Below are 15,680 nucleotides of genomic sequence, written 5' to 3' on the forward strand. Positions count from 1 at the left end.
GGCACCCCAAAGAGACATGCACGCGCCCGCTTCGCTTCACACCATGGTCGTCAACGGCCAGCCTTGTGCCTTGCCAGCAAATACCTCCACCCACGCCACGCTGCTGCACGTGCTGCGCAACGACCTGTCGCTCAACGGCCCCAAGTACGGCTGCGGCCTGGGGCAGTGTGGTGCATGTACGGTGCTGGTGGATGGCATTGCCGCGCGGGCCTGCGTGATTCCGGCGCAGGGCGTGGCGGGCCGCGAGGTGACCACGCTGGAAGGGCTGCCCGGGCGCTGCAGCCGCACCGAAGGACTTCACCCGGTGCAGCAAGCCTTTGTGGACGAGCAGGCCGCGCAGTGCGGCTACTGCCTGAACGGCATGGTGATGATGGCCGTGGCCTTGCTGGAGCGCGACCCAGACCCCGACGAAGCCGCCGTGCGCCGCGAGCTGTCGGGCAACCTGTGCCGCTGCGGCACACATGTCGAAATCATCCGCGCCGTGCTGCGCGCGGCCCAGCTGATGCGCGAGGCCCAGGCATGAGCGCCACACCTGACAACGCCGCGCCCCTGCGCGCCCACAGCCCGCTCACCCGCGCCGACTTCCATGCTGCCCAGGGCGTGCTGCTGGTGGTGCGCAACCCACCGCCCGCGCCACCACCCGTCAAGGGCCAGCCCGCGCTCGTGGCGGGCAACCCGGCCGAGGGCGTGGAGATACTGATCGCCGTGTGGGACGACGGCAGCGTGACCGCACTCAACGGCCATGTGGACCTGGGCACCGGCATCCGCACCGCCCTCGCGCAGATCGTGGCCGAAGAACTGGACGTGCCGCTGGCCCAGGTGAACATGGTGCTGGGCGACACCACCCGCGCGCCCAACCAGGGCGCCACCATCGCCAGTGCCTCCATCCAGATCCACGCCAAGCCCCTGCGCACCGCTGCCGCGCAGGCGCGCCACTGGCTGGTGGCCCAGGCCGCAGAGCGATTGGGCGTGTCGGTGGATCAATTGCAGGTGCGTGCGGGGATCGTGCAGGTCACTGCAGACCCGTCGCGCCAAGTGGCCTACGGCGCGCTGCTGGTGGGCGCACACACCACGCTGGAGCTGGTGGATGCCACGACCACCAAGGCCGCCGCCGATTACACCGTGGTCGGCCAGTCCGTGCAGCGCGTGGACATCCCCGCCAAGGTCAGCGGCGAGCTGGTGTTTGTGCACGACATGCGCGTGCCCGGCATGCTGCACGGCCGCGTGGTGCGCCCGCCGTATGCGGGGGCGGACCATGGCGACTTCATCGGCAACACGCTCGAATCGGTGGACCAGCAGTCCATCGCGCACGTCCCCGGCATCCGCGCCGTGGTGGTGATCCGCGACTTCGTGGGCATCGTCGCCGAACGCGAGGAACAGGCCGAGCAGGCGCTGCGCGATTTGAAAGTGCGCTGGAAGGACTGGCCCGGCTTTCCGCGCCAGGACAGTGCCGAGGCGCTGGAACAAGCCATCCGCGCCAACCCCGCCACCCAGCGCCGCCTGGTGGACGAGGGCGATGTGGAGGGCGCCCTGGCCGCGCTGTCTGCCGACGGCCAGCCCATGCCGCGCACCTATGTGTGGCCGTACCAGATGCATGGCTCCATCGGCCCATCGTGCGCGGTGGCCGAATGGCGCAGTGATGACAGCACGGGCCGCCCGCGAATGACGGTGTGGGCTGGCACGCAGAACCCTCATGTGCTGCGCGCCGACCTGGCCCGCCTGGTGGGCCTGGCCGATGTGGACATCGACCTCATCCGCATGGAGGCCGCAGGCTGCTACGGCCGCAACGGTGCCGACGATGTGGCGGCCGATGCCGCGCTGCTCTCGCGCGCCGTGGGCGCCCCGGTGCGCGTGCAGCTCACGCGCGAGCAGGAGCATTTGTGGGAGCCCAAGGGCACGGCCCAGCTCATGCAGGTGCGCGGCGGGCTCAAGGCCGATGGCACCGTGGCGGCGTACGACTTCGAAACGTCCTACCCCTCCAACGGCGCGCCCACGCTGGCCCTGCTGCTCACCCGCACCATCGAGCCCGTGGCCCAGGCCTACGAGATGGGCGACCGCACCGCGCGCCCGCCCTACCAGTACGACAACCTGCGCGTGGCCGTCAACGACATGCCGCCCATCGTGCGCGCGTCCTGGCTGCGCGGCGTGTCGGCCCTGCCCAACTCGTTTGCGCACGAGTCGTATGTGGACGAACTGGCTACTGCTGCGGGTGTGGACCCGGTGCAGTTTCGCCTGCAGCTGCTGAACGACCCGCGCGCCGCCGAGCTGGTGCAGGCCACGGCCGAAAAGGCGGGCTGGATTCGCCGCACCGGCCCGCAGCAGCGCCCCTTGGATGGTGACTGGGTGCAGGGCCAGGGCTTTGCCTATGCCCGCTACATCCACAGCAAATGGCCCGGCTTTGGCGCCGCCTGGGCAGCCTGGGTGGCCGATGTGGAGGTCAACAAAAGGACCGGCGAGGTGCATGTGCGCCGCGTGGTCGTGGGGCACGACGCGGGCCTGATGGTGAACCCCGCCGGTGTGGAGCAGCAGGTGCACGGCAACGTGCTGCAGACCACCAGCCGCGCGCTCAAGGAGCAGGTGAGGTTCGAGCCCGTCAAGCAGGCCGTGGACAACCGCGAATGGGGCAGTTACCCCATCCTGAGCTTCCGCGAGGTGCCGGTCATCGAGGTCATGCACATGCCCCGGCAGGACGAGGCGCCGCTGGGCTCGGGCGAGTCGTCCTCCGTGCCGGGCACGGCAGCGATTGCCAACGCGATTTTTGACGCCACGGGCGTGCGCTTTCGCGCGCCGCCCTTCACGCCGGAAGTGGTGCGCGCGGGGCTTAGTCCTCTGCCCGGTGGTGCGGGCGAGGCCGCCTCCAGCGGAAGCCCGCCTGCGGAACAAGCCGAAGTGCTGCCCACGCTGGAACTGCCCGCACCCACCGTGCCCGCCAGCGCCACATGGCCCACACAGCGCAGCCCCTGGGCCCGCGCGCTCGCTCTCGTCGCCGGTGGCATCGCCATGGGCGCAGCGCTGCTGGGCTGGCGCCCCTCCATCGCACCCGTGGTGCAGACGGCGGGCGCGTCGGTTTACAACGCCGCCACCATCGAGCGCGGCCGCCTGCTGGCTGCTGCGGGCGACTGCGTGGTGTGCCACACCGCCCCCGGTGGCATGCCCAACACGGGGGGCCGCGCCATGGACACCCCGTTCGGCAAGGTCTACACCACCAACCTCACGCCCGACCCTGAGACGGGCATCGGCCAGTGGTCCTTCAGCGCCTTCCAGCGCGCCATGCGCGAAGGCATCTCGCAGGGCGGCAAACACCTGTACCCCGCGTTCCCCTACACCTCGTTCGCCAAGATGAGCGACGACGACCTGACCGCGCTGTACGCCTACCTCATGGCGCAGCCTGCCGTGCGGGCCGAGGTGCCGAAGACTGCGCTGGCCTTCCCCTTCAGCGTGCGCCCCCTCATGGCGGGCTGGAACGCGCTGTTCCACGACGCCACGCCTTTCAAGCCGGACCCGACACAGCCCCCCGAATGGAACCGGGGCGCCTATCTGGTGCAGGGCGTGGGCCACTGCGGCGCCTGCCACACGCCGCGCAATGCGCTGGGGGCCGAGCTGGGCGGGGCTGCGTTCCTCTCCGGGGCCATGATTGATGGCTGGGAGGCACCTGCGCTCACCGGCCTGTCGAAGGCGCCCGTGCCCTGGACGGCCGATGCGCTGTACGGCTACCTGCGCCACGGCCACAGCCCGCAGCACGGCAGCGCCTCCGGCCCCATGGCACCCGTGGTGCGCGAGCTGGCGCATTTGCCCGACGACGACATCCGCGCCATGGCGGGCTACCTGGCCTCGTTCACCGCGACGGAAGCGGCTACCCAGCCAGCCACCCTGCCTGTGCCTGACCCGCAGCAGCGCGCCCAAACCGCCGTGGCCCAGGCCGCTGCGCTGGCGCCGCAACCCGGCCAGGCCCAGCGCCTGTTCGACGGCGCCTGCGCCGCCTGCCACCATGACGGCGACGGCCCTCGCCTGCTGGGCGTGAATGTGCCCCTGGCGCTCAACAGCAACCTGCACAGCGACCGGCCCGACAACCTGCTGCAGGTCATCGTGCACGGCATCCGCGAGCCCGCCGCGCGGGACATCGGCTTCATGCCCGGCTTCGGCCACGCGCTCAGCGATGCGCAGATCACCGAGCTGGCGGGCTACATGCGCCAGCGCTACGCCCCCGGACGCCCGGCGTGGCGTGACGTGCCCGAGGCGCTGGCGCGTGTGCGGGCAGGGCCTGCGCATCCTTGATTTTTAGTGTTTTTGGCCGCTAGCGCTTGATGGATAAGCGCTGATAGCTATAAAAACAGGAATGATTGAAGCTGAAGGTGGCCTGGCACTGCCGCGCCTGTGGGCCATCGATGGCCCCGTGGGACATGAACAGCGCCGCCATTTCCCCTCACATCACCGCATTGCCCCCGTGCCACGTTGGCACAGTGGCATGGGGCCTGGTCCATGGTGGGGCAGGCCAGGGTGCTGGTGGGTCTGCGGGCCTGCAACATGCACCGTGATCCCTCGGCCCACCTGCTCGGTGGCCGAAGAAGACTTCCTCCAAGGAGAACACCATGCCCAATGCCGAAATGGAAATCCACGTGATCGTGCTGCGCATGATGCGCGAAGGCTATGCCGCACTGAGCGCGGCCCAACGAAGGGTTGTGGATGCGTTGATGGCCGTGTGTTGAGGGGCTGCGTCGGCAGCTGCCAGCCCCACGTCGCACCTTCTAGAGGGCGGTCAGTGTTTGCCGTCCGTTGGCGTGCCGCTATGCCCAATGCAGCAAGGCAGCATCTGCCTCCATCGCTTGTGCAATGAGGCGCATGTCGCGGTCGCTCACGACAAACAACCCAAAGCGGAACTTGCTGCCCCAGCGCTGGCGGTCGTCCACAAACTCCAGCGCGTCCAGCAGCGGCGCAATCGCCGCCTCGCGTGCAGGCACATAGGCCACGTCCCGCCGCGACGGCACAAACCCACCGCCCATATCAAACGCATACGGCGCGCCCGGCTGCACGATGCCAATCGAGACAAACGCCTGCAGGCGGTCCTTGCCCCCCAAGGTCACCGTCGGCGCGTAATACGCCACGCGGTCGCCGGGGCGTATGCGCTGCAGCGGCGCCACCTTGCCATGGCACACCTGCATGTAGCCCGCGCCTGGCGTGGCACAGCCCCGGCGGGCGTGCTGGGCGCAGGCCACGGCAATCCAGTTGCGGCGCGTGGTGGCCGCAGAGGCAGCTGCCGACACAGGCATGTCGCTGCGCGCAGGCTCGGCATCCGGCCAGAGAGGGTGTTGCAGCACGGCGTCGGTCATGAGAAAAGCTCCGGGTCAAAGAAGCCACCGATGGTGCGGGCGTGCTGCTGACACCGCAGTGTCAGTACCTTTGCAGCATCCCTGTCAGCACCGTACAAGCCTCAGACCAACTGCCCCCACTGCCACAACGCAAACCCGCCCAGCAGCAGGGCCGAGGCCCGGTTGATGCGCTGGCGCCAGGCCGGCGTGAAGCGCTGCCGTTGGTAGGAAATCGCGCCGGTCAGCAGCAGCCACCAGGCGGCAGAACCCACCAGCACGCCCGCCACCATCCACAGCGGCGACGGCAGGCTGGGCCGACCTGCCCCCAGCGAGCCAAACACCGCAATGAACGACACGATGGTGGCCGGGTTGGCCAGCGTCAATGCAAACGTGCCGGCAGCCAGGCCCAGCAGCCCCCGCGCATCGCGGGCCGGGGCGGCGGTGTGGGCCACCGGCGCGTGCCAGGTGCGCCAGGCCAGCACCAGCAGCAGTGCGCCGCCCCCCAGCGCCAGCGGCGTCTTGGCCTGCGTCAGCCCATCGATGAGCCAGCGCACGCTGAAGGCGCCCACGGCGCCATACACCGCATCGGCCGCAGCCGCGCCCAGGCCGGTGGCCAGCCCGGCCGCCAGGCCCCGCTCCAGGGTGCGTTGCATGGTCAAAAGGCCAATGGGGCCCACAGGGGCCGCGATGAGCACGCCGATGACGGCGGCTTGCAGAAACACGGTGATTGAGGTCAAGTCCATGCAGCAATGCTAGGTCGGCGGCGGGCGGTGGAGAATGCAGAAAATTCGGCGAATCCAGAATTGGGTTTCGTTTTTTTCTGTGCCCATTGATAAAGGCTTTTATGGAAGTGGATGACAAAGCCTGGCGCCTGATCAGCGCGCTGCAGGCCGATGGCCGCGCCTCGCTCAAGGAACTGGCCGAGGCCGTGGGCCTGTCGGTGCCCGCCACGCTCGAGCGCCTGCGCCGCCTGCAAGAGGCGGGCGTGGTGCGCGGCGTGCATGCCGACATCGACCCCGCCAAGGTCGGCTACGGCGTGCGCGCCGTGGTGGGCATCAACGTGCCGCAGCCCGGCAAGAAGGCGCTGATCGACAAGCTGCTCAAGTCGCCCCAGGTGCTCGAATGCCACCATGTCAGCGGCAACGACTCGTATGTGATGCAGGTCGTGGCGCGCGACCTGCCCGATCTGGAGCGCTTTCTGGGCGACATCAACGGCTATGGCGAAACACGCACGTCCATCGTGTTCTCCACGCCCATCCCGCTGCGCGGCCTGGCCCGCCCGGAGGCGGGCTGATCCACCCCTCAGAACGTGATCTTCACCGACGCCGCACTGCGCTGCGCGTCGCCATGGAACACCGCTTCGATGTTGTTGCCATCCGGGTCCAGCACAAAGGCGGCGTAGTAGCCGGGGTGGTAGGGGCGTTCGCCCGGTGCGCCGTTGTCGGTGCCGCCGTGGGCCAGCGCGGCTTGGTAGAAGGCATCCACCATTGCCCGGTCCTGCGCCTGAAAGGCCAGGTGCGTGCGGCCGGTGAGGTGGCCTTGCGCGGCAGGGCTGTCGGCTGACGACACAAACAGCTCGTCCGCCCAGAAATAGCCCTCGTCCGCGCCACCCATCGGCACCTTCAGCGCCCCCAGCGCGGCTGTGTAAAACGCCTGGCTGGCCGCCAGATCGCGCACAACGAGCTGGATGTGGTCAATCAGCCGGCCCCGGTGCAGTTCCTGTGTTTCCATGCGGTTGTCCCTTCTTCAAGAAAGTGCGTGCAAACCCACGCGGTTGCCATCCAGGTCATGGATGTGCGCAAAAAACCCCATGCCCGGTGGCAATGCCTGGCGGGGCAGGGCGACCTGGCCGCCCTGGGCTACGGCGCGCTCCAGTGCGGCGTCGAGCGAGGGCGAAGCATCCAGGTACACCAGTGTGCCGCTGCCCGATACCTGCGGTGCCGTCGCGCCCATCATCAACGCGCCGCCCACGCCGTCTGCTGCGCCGTCGTAGGGAAACACAGCACCTTCGCTGGGCCCCATGTTCTCGCGGCGCAGGGTCTGGCCCAGCACGGCTTCATAAAAAGTCTGGGCGCGGTCGAGTTGGGTGGTGGGGATTTCAAACCAAGCGATGGCGTTTTTCATGCAAAGGCTCCTTGTGTGTGCAAACTCAAAAAAGAAGCCTTGATGGTCGCGGCGGCCTGCTGACAGCGCAGTGTCAGCAGCGTGTCACCGGGCTCACGTGATGCGGCCCGGGCTCGATGCTGCCACCTGTGCGCGAAAGCTGCGCGGCGACAAGCCCGCATCGCGCGTGAAGGCGCGGGTGAAGTACGCCGGGTCGGCATAGCCCAGCGTGTAGGCAATGGTGGCCACGCCCAGGTGGGTGTAGGCCAGGTTGCGCCGTGCCTCGCGCATCAGGCGCGCCTCAATCAGCCGCTGGGCCGATACGCCCGTGGTGGCCCGCGACACGCGGCTGAGGTGCGTGGGCGACACGGCCAGCGCGCGCGCATAGTCCGCCACCTGCCAGTGCTCCAGAAAATGCGCCTCAATCAGCGCCTCCAGCCGCTGCACCAGACTGGACTCTGGTGCAGCGGTGTCGTCGGGGCTGTGGTCTTCAATGGCCCGTGCCACCCAGCCCAGCAGCGTGGCGCTCAGGCCCCGCAGCACCAGCGCACGCGCCTTGGCGCGGCCCGAGAACTCCTGCCAGATCTGCCCCATGGCCTGGCTGATGGGTGGGCTGGCGGTGACCACGGCGGGCCGCGCCAGGTCACGCCGCACATCGCCCACGCGCACAAAAATTTCGTCCATCAATTCATCGGCCAGCGTGGCCACCCAGCCCTGCGTGTGCTGCGTGAACCGAAACGCGTGCACATGGCCCGGCGGCACGTTGATGAGCGCACCAGCGGCCAGCGCGTGCTGCTCGCCATCCAGATGCGCCACGCCGCCGCCCGATTCGATCAGCAACACCTGGTGCAGCCGCGTGTGCCGGTGCGGCGCCAGCTCCCAGTCGTGCAGCACCGATCGCGCGGCAATCGTCTCGCAGTGCAGCACGTCGGGCAGGTGCTGCGACTCGCCGAACAGGCTGTACGACTGAATGCTGCTGTGGTTCTCGGCCATGTTCGAAAAGTGCATGTTCTGGCTCCATCCGTCCATTCAACGCGGCGACTGTGCCACGTATCTTTGGGTGGTCCGTTTGACCCATGTCATGAACGCACCAACCACACCAGGAGACACCATGAAAACCCAGGTTTGCATCATCGGCGGAGGCCCCTCGGGCCTCATGCTCTCGCAGCTCTTGCACCTCAAGGGCATCGACACCATCGTGCTGGAGCGCCAAAGCCGCGAATACGTGCTCGGCCGCATCCGCGCCGGCGTGCTGGAGCACGGCTTTGCCGCGCTGATGCGCGAGGCCCAGTGCGGCGAGCGCATGGACAAGGAAGGCGAGATCCACGACGGCTTCATCATTGCCCACGACGGCAAGATGGACCGGGTCGATTTGCACAAGTACAGCGGCGGCAGCTCGGTGGTGGTGTACGGCCAGACCGAGCTGACGCGCGACCTGTACGAAGCGCGCGACCGCATGAAGGGCATCGTCATCCACAACGCCGAAGACGTGCAACCGCACGACCTCAAAAGCGCCAACCCGTATGTGACCTACCGCAGCGGCGACGAGGTGGTGCGCATCGACTGCGACTTCGTCATCGGCGCCGACGGCTTCCACGGCGTGAGCCGCAAGTCCATCCCGCGCGACGTGCTCAAGGAATACGAAAAGGTCTACCCCTTCGGCTGGCTGGGCGTGCTCTCGCGCACCAAGCCCGTCTCGCCCGAGCTGATCTACGCCAAGCACGAACGCGGCTTTGCGCTGTGCTCGCTGCGCTCGCAGGTGCTGAGCCGCTACTACATCCAGGTGCCGCTGACCGACACGGTGGAAGACTGGTCCGACGAAGCCTTCTGGGCCGAGCTCAAGCGCCGCCTGCCCGCCGAAGTGGCCGCCAAGCTCATCACCGGCGCATCCATCGAAAAGTCCATCGCCCCCCTGCGCTCCTTCGTGGCCGAGCCCATGCGCTACGGCAACCTGTTCCTGGCCGGCGACGCCGCCCACATCGTGCCGCCCACGGGTGCACGGGGCCTGAACAGCGCCGCATCCGACATCTACTACCTGTACCACGCCATGGTCGCGCACTACAAGGATGGCGACAGCACCGGCCTCGAAAAATACTCCGAGAAAGCTCTGGCCCGCGTGTGGAAGGCCCAGCGCTTCTCATGGTGGATGACGACCATGCTGCACACCTTCCCGGATTCCATCGCGTACGACCAGAAGCTGCAGGACACGGACCTGGCGTATCTGTTCTCGTCGGAGAAGGCGCTGGGGTCGCTGGCGGAGAACTATGTGGGGTTGCCGTTTTGAGCATCCGGTAGCGCGCATGGGTGCGCTGCTTGCCGAGATGACGGCGCTGCTGGGCGCCTCATAGAAGGCACAACAACCAGTTAAAGGCTTGCATTGGGGTTCACCCTTGCAAGCCTTTTTTCGCGTGCGCGGATCGTTCAACCGGCGCACCTTCCTCACCAGGCGACCCAGTGGAAGCCTGCGCGGGATAGAAACGATAGTTTCGATTCCGACTTTGCACTTCGTCATCGCTGTGTAATCTCAACGATCTTTTCGTTTTCTTGTCTTCACACCCCTTTGCAGCATAAAATCGAAACCAAAGCTTCGATTTATGAAAAGAATCTCCATTCAGAGCGTTGCGGCCTTTGGCCAAGTGGTGCGCGCTGTGCGCAAAGCCGGTGGTGTGCGCCAAGACGATGTGGCTGGCAGCGTGGGTGTCAGCCACGTTTACTTGCGCGACCTGGAGCACGGCAAAGAGACGGTGCAGATGGGCCGCGCGCTGCAGGTGCTGGCCGAGCTGGGGATCCGCATGGAACTGGAGATCCCGGACGAAGCCTTTGAGAGATTGCAAAGCGACGCCGCACGACTCGCCGCCAAGAAGACCGCCTTTGAACAACAGGCTCAGCAGTCGCAGGAACTGATGCGTGCCGCAATCAAGCGTAAGAGCGAAGAAGAGGGCGGCAACCCATGAGCCAGCGGCAGTTGCAAGTCCAGATCAACGGTCAGCTGGTCGGCTCGCTGTTCGATCAGAACAACGTGTGGGGATTTCAGTACGCCGAGAGCTGGCTGCAGCAGCCCAGGCCCTTCGCGCTCTCTCCGGCACTCCCCCTCGCCCCCGAGCTTTTGCTGGACGGCGCCACGCTGCGGCCGGTTCAATGGTTTTTCGACAACCTGTTGCCCGAAGAACGGCTGCGGGAGGTCATCGGCAAAGAAGAGGGCATTGAGGCTGCCGATGCATTCGGCTTGCTGGCGCGGCTGGGGTCGGAGTCGGCAGGTGCCCTGGTGTTGCAGCTGCAGGGAGCCCCGGATGCACCCCAGGGGGCAGCGGAGCTGACGCGCGAGGCGTTGTCTGCACGCATCCGCAATTTGCCAAGGGCATCCCTCACCCACCAGGCCCCCAAGCGCATGTCGCTGGCCGGGGCGCAGCACAAGATGGTGGTGGTTTTTGACCCGGGCACCGGCCAATTGATGGAGCCCCTGAAAGGCAGCCCATCCACCCACATCCTCAAGCCCAACTCCACCGCCGATGGATTCCCGCATTCCGTGGCGAACGAGCTTTTCACGATGCGCCTGGCAGGCGCCTTGGGGCTCAAGGTGCCGAAGGTGTGGCGCCTGTACGTCCCCGAGCCGGTCTACATCATTGAGCGCTTCGACCGCAAGACAACGGCGCCCGGCGGGGCGGTGCAGCGTGTTCACACGCTCGATGGCTGCCAGTCCCTCAACGAGATGGCCTATGCCAAGTACCGCAGCGCCACCTTCGACAAGCTGCTGCAGCTCATTGAGCTGTGCCGCAACAGGGCAGCTGCGCGCCTGGACGTGTTTCGCTGGATCTTGTTCAACACGCTCGTTGGCAACTCCGACTGCCATCTCAAAAACATTTCGTTCTTGATCGACGACGAGGGTACGCGCGTTGCGCCCTTCTACGACCTGCTGTGCACGGCCGTGTACCACACCAAATCCATGGCCAACGAGCAAGCCGTGTGGCCTCACGAGAAGCTGGCCATGCCCATCGTGGGCGCCCATTTCTTCAGCAACGTGACCCGCCTCAGGCTGATTGAAACAGGGGTCGCCCTCAAGCTGGGTAAGAAAACCGCTGAGCGGGAGATTGATGCCATGGCGGGCAAGCTCGCCCAGGCCGCAGACAGCGTGATCCAGGCCATGGAGGCCGAGCATGTCAACTCGCCGCAGATGGGGCAAGCGTCGGGGGCCACACGTGGCGCGGAAGCGCACCTGCTGAGGGCCATTCGGCATGTGGTCATCAAGGACATGCTCGACCTGGTGCGCTGATCCCCAGGCAGTCGCCCTACAAAGCGATCTCCATCTGCTACGGGAAATTTAAGCAGAACTGATGCTTACGCCAAGGCGGCAGGCTCGATAGCATCACACCAAGTTTTCAGATCATTTGCCCAGTGGTGTCGGCGTCCGGTTCGACGATGGCTTGAACACGATGAAGCTGCTGACGCAGCGTTTTGAGGCAGAGTGCTTCACGGCAGATAGTGCCAATCAACAGCCAGGAAAATCTCCAAGATGGATTGGGTACCGATAGTCTTCATTGTTTTCAAGGTGGCCGTGTTTGGCACCGGCATGTTCTTTGCCATCAAGTGGCATTACGACCAAGGGAAGAAGGCGAAGAACGAAGTTAGCAGATCACCAGTACCGACTGAACGCACTCCGGGCGCATCGGAGTAGGCGGCTGATTCCTCGCGATGGCTTTTGCTGTGCTGATCCCTCAACGTGCGATATCACTAAAACCTCAGGCGTCGCTGTGTCTAGGCTATCGTTGCAGTGTTCCCAGCGCTGTGATTCGGTCGCCTACCTCCCATAGTGAGATAACCGCATGATGTTGGCTTGCATGATCAGGACACCATACATTCCCCACCTTTACGACGAAGCGGCTCAAGCAAAGCTCTGGTCGAGACAGGGCTGGCTGACAGTGGGTGTGGCGTCTTCGATTCCCTGGCCTCAGCAAGATGTCTGGGTGCTGTATGGGGGGGATGAGTATGTGCTACGAGGCTCAAGGGCGGGCGAGGAAAGACAAGCACCCTGCATCTCAACGCCTTGTCCCCGGGATGACGTCGATGTAGCGAAAACGCGCTGCTACCTGTTCGCCTCGGTGCTCGGATGGTTCAAGGGCGGATATGTCGATGTGACCGGATCGGTCTGGGGATCCGGCCCGGTGCTTTATGGCTCTCGAGATACCTTCACGACCATGCTCGATGGGACGAAGTTCTTCAGCTGCAACTACATGCCCGTTATTGGGGACGACCAGACTCGCAAGGCTTTGGCATTCATGCGAGAAGGCAGACGCCTGCGATACGTGCACGAGCCCTATTCGTTCCTAAGCTTTTTCAAGGTGGTGGAGTCGCAGTTCACCTCCGAGGACCGTAAGGCCTGGATTGGAGCTAATCTTGAGCTGCTTGAGGGTCTCGCAGCAAAGCGGGTGGAGGACTTGAAGGGGCAGGGCATCAACGTCAGCATGCACTTGTACAAGTCCGGCCGCTGTGCAGTCGCACATGCAAGTCTGGGTGATGCCATCATCGACCCGGATATTCCAGCAGACCGTCGGCGCATTGCTGAGGACCTAGATGTCATCGCCGGGTTGGCCGAAAGGTACATCAAGGTTGAGGCGGGGGTACCAGACGAGTCCGAACTCTACGAATCGCGGGACCGAACGGAGCCATGGCATCGGCTGTTGCCAGAGGAAACTCTTCGTAAACTCCAGGCGGGCGAAGTGGTCAAGGACATGGCAGCCTTAGGGCAGCTCCGGGTTAACAAGGTGTCCGTGCGCCTATGGGCGCATGAAACACCGGATTGCATGTATGACATGCAACTGGCTGCGGAAGCTTGCGGTCCCGGTGTGGTGTCTTTTCTAGCCATCAGCCGCCGGAAGACTGTATTCCTACGCTTCGCTGCGGATTTCGCGAACGGCACGATTCACACTCTTGTCGAAGAGGGTGGTGTGGCCGACCAATCCAACGAAGTTACAGAGGCTGACGTCGAACACTACACACGCTATTTCCACAGCGTAGTGGCAAACAGCCAAGTCGAGTTATGCATCGAAGGCGTTGACCCGGTACCGTGCGAAATCTTTGTCCCAGTGAACATCATGCCGCAGGCGCCGGAAAAGATGGTCGCTGCGGCGCTGGAGCAGTTCAGGAAGAGCAAGGCGCAGGCGCTTCGATAACGGAAGTAGCAAGGGCGTTAGAGGACACGCACGCTCAGATGTACCGACTTGAATAGAGTCGGAAGGCGTGGGGGGCTGATGACGGCTCAGCGAGCATGGCCGTGAACCCGACGGCCAGCTTCGGAGGGCGGCAACCAGCGCCAACCAGCCTGTGGATTAAACGGGGCAGTTTCACACCGGCAAGCAGCTCCGCCCGAAAAGCGATGAATGCCTGCGACCTCGCCACCAGGGCTTTTGTCTACTCACTCATGCAAAAAAAAGCCCGGCACAAGCCGGGCTTCCCACTTTCAATCCCCATCACTTGCAGCTAAAACTGCTCGCACTCTCCACATCCCCCGTCCCGTTGTAGCGCGCCACCTTGGGGTACACGCACAACGGCCGTGTCCGGTTGGCAGACCAGTTGGCAGGCAGCTCGTTGTTCACCACATTGGCTCCCGCACCGCGTGCCTTGGCCGTCACGCTGTCAGGCGCCTTGCCCTGCTCCACCCAGGCCACCAGCGGGGCCAGCATGTCGAACTGGTCGGTGGCGGGGCCGCCGGAGCAGTGGTTCATGCCGGGCACCAGGTACAGGCGGGCGAAGTCGTCGGCCTTGCCGCCGTGATTCGCCTGCACGCGGTCCATCCAGTTCGCGGTGTCGATGGGCGAGAACACGCCGTCGGCCACGCCGTGGTAGACCATCATCTTGGCGCCCCGGTTGCGCAAGGCGCCCAGGTCGGCGGGGTTGGGCGGCGTCATGTACGACCACGATGACTCGGTGTAGACCGGTGTGGTGGCGAACATCTTGGGGTAGTCCGTCTCCATGCTGAAGTTCATTGCGTACTGCAGGCCGGTGGTGGCCTTGAAGGCGTCCAGGGTGGAGGGCGGTGTGGTGAACAAGAAGGCCACGGCGCCCGCGTCGCGCGTGGTGGGGGCGTTGAAGTGCCAGAACGCAAAGTTGCTGCCTGCCACGCCGGGGTCGAACCAGGTGCCGGTGTACAGGGCTTCGCCCTTGCTGTTCTTGGGCCCGGCAAAGATGCTGGCCAGCACGTTCTTTTGCTCGACAGAGATGCACGACCCGTCCCGCGCGGTGTTGGCAGCGGTGCAGGTGGGCACGTCGCGTTGCAGGTTGAATGCGGCCTGGCAGGCTTGCACGTCGTTCACCTGGCCGTCGGTGGCGCCGTCCAGCGCGTCGCAGCGCTCCACGATCTTGCGGCCGATGAGCTGGAACTCGGCGGGGCTCACGGCCTTGGTCAGGTCGGGCTGGCCGTTCGCGTCCTTGGTGGCCACCTTGGCGTATTGCTGGGCCTTCCACAGCTGGGCCGTGGCGGCCTTGGGCAGGCTGAAGCCGGGGTTGCCCGCCAGCACGCCGTCGTACTGGTCGGCATAGCGCGATGCGGCCACCATGGCGTGGCGCCCGCCGTTGGAGCAGCCTGCGATGTACGAGCGGTCGGGGCCCTTGCCGTAGGCGCCCTTGATCAGGTCTTTGGCCATGGGGGTGAGGGTGCCCACGGCCTGGTAGCCGTAGTCGCGCCGGGCTTGTGGGTCCAGCCCGAAGAAGGGCGTGGGTGCGCCGTGGCCTGCGTCAGAGCTGAGCACGGCAAAGCCTTGCACCAGGCCGGGGGCCACGGGCGCAGCGCCGCTGACGGCGCCGAGTGCGGTCACCACGCTGCCGTCCAGCCCGCCGTTGGCCTGGTGCAGAAAGCGGCCGTTCCAGTTGACGGGCATGCGGATCTCAAAGCCGATGGCGTAGCTGGCGCCGTCCACGGGGCCGGTGCGCTCTTTCATCTTGCCTTTGACCAGGCAGTGCGCGGGCGCCTGTGTGGTGTTGCCCTGCAGAGTGATCGGGCCCTCGGCCACCATCTCTGCCGAGGTGATGCGCGTGTCGGACAGCGCGAGGCTTTGGGCCAGGGTGGTGCAGTTTTTCAGCGTGGCGGGTGTGGCGGCGCCCAATTGCGGCGGGGGTGTGGTGCGCGGCGCATTGGCGCAGCCTGCCAGCAGCGTGGCGGTGCCCAGAGCCATGGCCAGGGCCGACAGGGGGAGGGGGCGCGGGAGGGGGTGTGGCATGCGATGTCTCCAGATGGGCGGGGGAAGGGCGCAGTCAAAAAAAAGGCCCTGGCCGCAGTGG

Annotated in this window: 13 protein-coding genes; 7 read left to right on the plus strand and 6 right to left on the minus strand. The window is 65.8% G+C overall.

Translation table 11 applies throughout. From position 1 onward, the window contains the following. The first annotated feature begins 16 nt into the window (after window positions 1-16). Entirely contained in the window at window positions 17-523 is a 507-nt protein-coding gene (locus tag KW832_RS20760) for a (2Fe-2S)-binding protein (RefSeq protein WP_121507900.1), read from the plus strand. Further along, window positions 520-4,275 (plus strand): molybdopterin cofactor-binding domain-containing protein, encoded by a 3,756-nt coding sequence (locus tag KW832_RS20765; protein ID WP_218301286.1) that lies wholly within the window; start codon window positions 520-522, stop codon window positions 4,273-4,275. Before KW832_RS20760 ends, KW832_RS20765 begins: the two co-directional genes overlap by 4 nt. 509 nt (window positions 4,276-4,784) lie before the next feature. On the opposite strand, the gene KW832_RS20770 is transcribed toward KW832_RS20765, so the two are convergent. Both KW832_RS20770 and KW832_RS20775 read right to left on the minus strand, forming a co-directional pair. Next, window positions 4,785-5,327: an EVE domain-containing protein gene (locus KW832_RS20770; protein WP_255577877.1), complete on the minus strand. Its 543-nt coding sequence runs from the start codon at window positions 5,325-5,327 to the stop codon at window positions 4,785-4,787. Window positions 5,328-5,428: 101 nt separating this feature from the next. Next, complete coding sequence (locus KW832_RS20775; protein ID WP_218301285.1) at window positions 5,429-6,049, minus strand: LysE family translocator; 621 nt, start codon at window positions 6,047-6,049, stop codon at window positions 5,429-5,431. Between the two features lie 101 nt (window positions 6,050-6,150). Between KW832_RS20775 and KW832_RS20780 the strand changes: the two genes are divergently transcribed. Then, window positions 6,151-6,600 carry an Lrp/AsnC family transcriptional regulator gene (locus KW832_RS20780; protein ID WP_121507897.1) on the plus strand — a complete coding sequence of 150 codons (450 nt, stop codon included), beginning with the start codon at window positions 6,151-6,153 and terminating at the stop codon, window positions 6,598-6,600. A gap of 8 nt (window positions 6,601-6,608) precedes the next feature. Here KW832_RS20780 and KW832_RS20785 read toward each other — a convergent pair whose 3' ends face one another. The 3 genes from KW832_RS20785 to KW832_RS20795 all read right to left on the minus strand — a co-directional run bounded on the left by KW832_RS20785 (window position 6,609) and on the right by KW832_RS20795 (window position 8,417). Beyond that, window positions 6,609-7,037 (minus strand): VOC family protein, encoded by a 429-nt coding sequence (locus KW832_RS20785; RefSeq protein ID WP_121507896.1) that lies wholly within the window; start codon window positions 7,035-7,037, stop codon window positions 6,609-6,611. Between the two features lie 15 nt (window positions 7,038-7,052). After that, window positions 7,053-7,430 carry a VOC family protein gene (locus tag KW832_RS20790; RefSeq protein WP_121507895.1) on the minus strand — a complete coding sequence of 126 codons (378 nt, stop codon included), beginning with the start codon at window positions 7,428-7,430 and terminating at the stop codon, window positions 7,053-7,055. 93 nt (window positions 7,431-7,523) lie between these two features. Then, window positions 7,524-8,417 carry a helix-turn-helix domain-containing protein gene (locus KW832_RS20795; protein ID WP_121507894.1) on the minus strand — a complete coding sequence of 298 codons (894 nt, stop codon included), beginning with the start codon at window positions 8,415-8,417 and terminating at the stop codon, window positions 7,524-7,526. A gap of 103 nt (window positions 8,418-8,520) precedes the next feature. Between KW832_RS20795 and pobA the strand changes: the two genes are divergently transcribed. From pobA to mauJ, 4 genes are all read left to right on the plus strand, one after another. Further along, window positions 8,521-9,693, plus strand: a complete 1,173-nt coding sequence (gene pobA / locus KW832_RS20800; RefSeq protein ID WP_218301284.1) for a 4-hydroxybenzoate 3-monooxygenase — start codon at window positions 8,521-8,523, stop codon at window positions 9,691-9,693. Between the two features lie 310 nt (window positions 9,694-10,003). Continuing rightward, entirely contained in the window at window positions 10,004-10,363 is a 360-nt protein-coding gene (locus tag KW832_RS20805; protein WP_218301283.1) for a helix-turn-helix domain-containing protein, read from the plus strand. After that, on the plus strand, window positions 10,360-11,679 hold the full coding sequence (locus tag KW832_RS20810) for a HipA domain-containing protein (RefSeq protein ID WP_218301282.1): 1,320 nt from the start codon (window positions 10,360-10,362) through the stop codon (window positions 11,677-11,679). Before KW832_RS20805 ends, KW832_RS20810 begins: the two co-directional genes overlap by 4 nt. A gap of 565 nt (window positions 11,680-12,244) precedes the next feature. After that, window positions 12,245-13,576 (plus strand): methylamine utilization protein MauJ, encoded by a 1,332-nt coding sequence (gene mauJ / locus KW832_RS20815; protein ID WP_218301281.1) that lies wholly within the window; start codon window positions 12,245-12,247, stop codon window positions 13,574-13,576. Between the two features lie 297 nt (window positions 13,577-13,873). Here the strand turns inward: mauJ and KW832_RS20820 are convergent, their stop codons facing one another. Next, on the minus strand, window positions 13,874-15,619 hold the full coding sequence (locus KW832_RS20820; protein WP_218301280.1) for a tannase/feruloyl esterase family alpha/beta hydrolase: 1,746 nt from the start codon (window positions 15,617-15,619) through the stop codon (window positions 13,874-13,876). Window positions 15,620-15,680 lie beyond the last annotated feature (61 nt).

This window comes from Acidovorax sp. sif0632 (genome assembly GCF_019218805.1).
GTDB lineage: Bacteria > Pseudomonadota > Gammaproteobacteria > Burkholderiales > Burkholderiaceae_C > Acidovorax > Acidovorax facilis.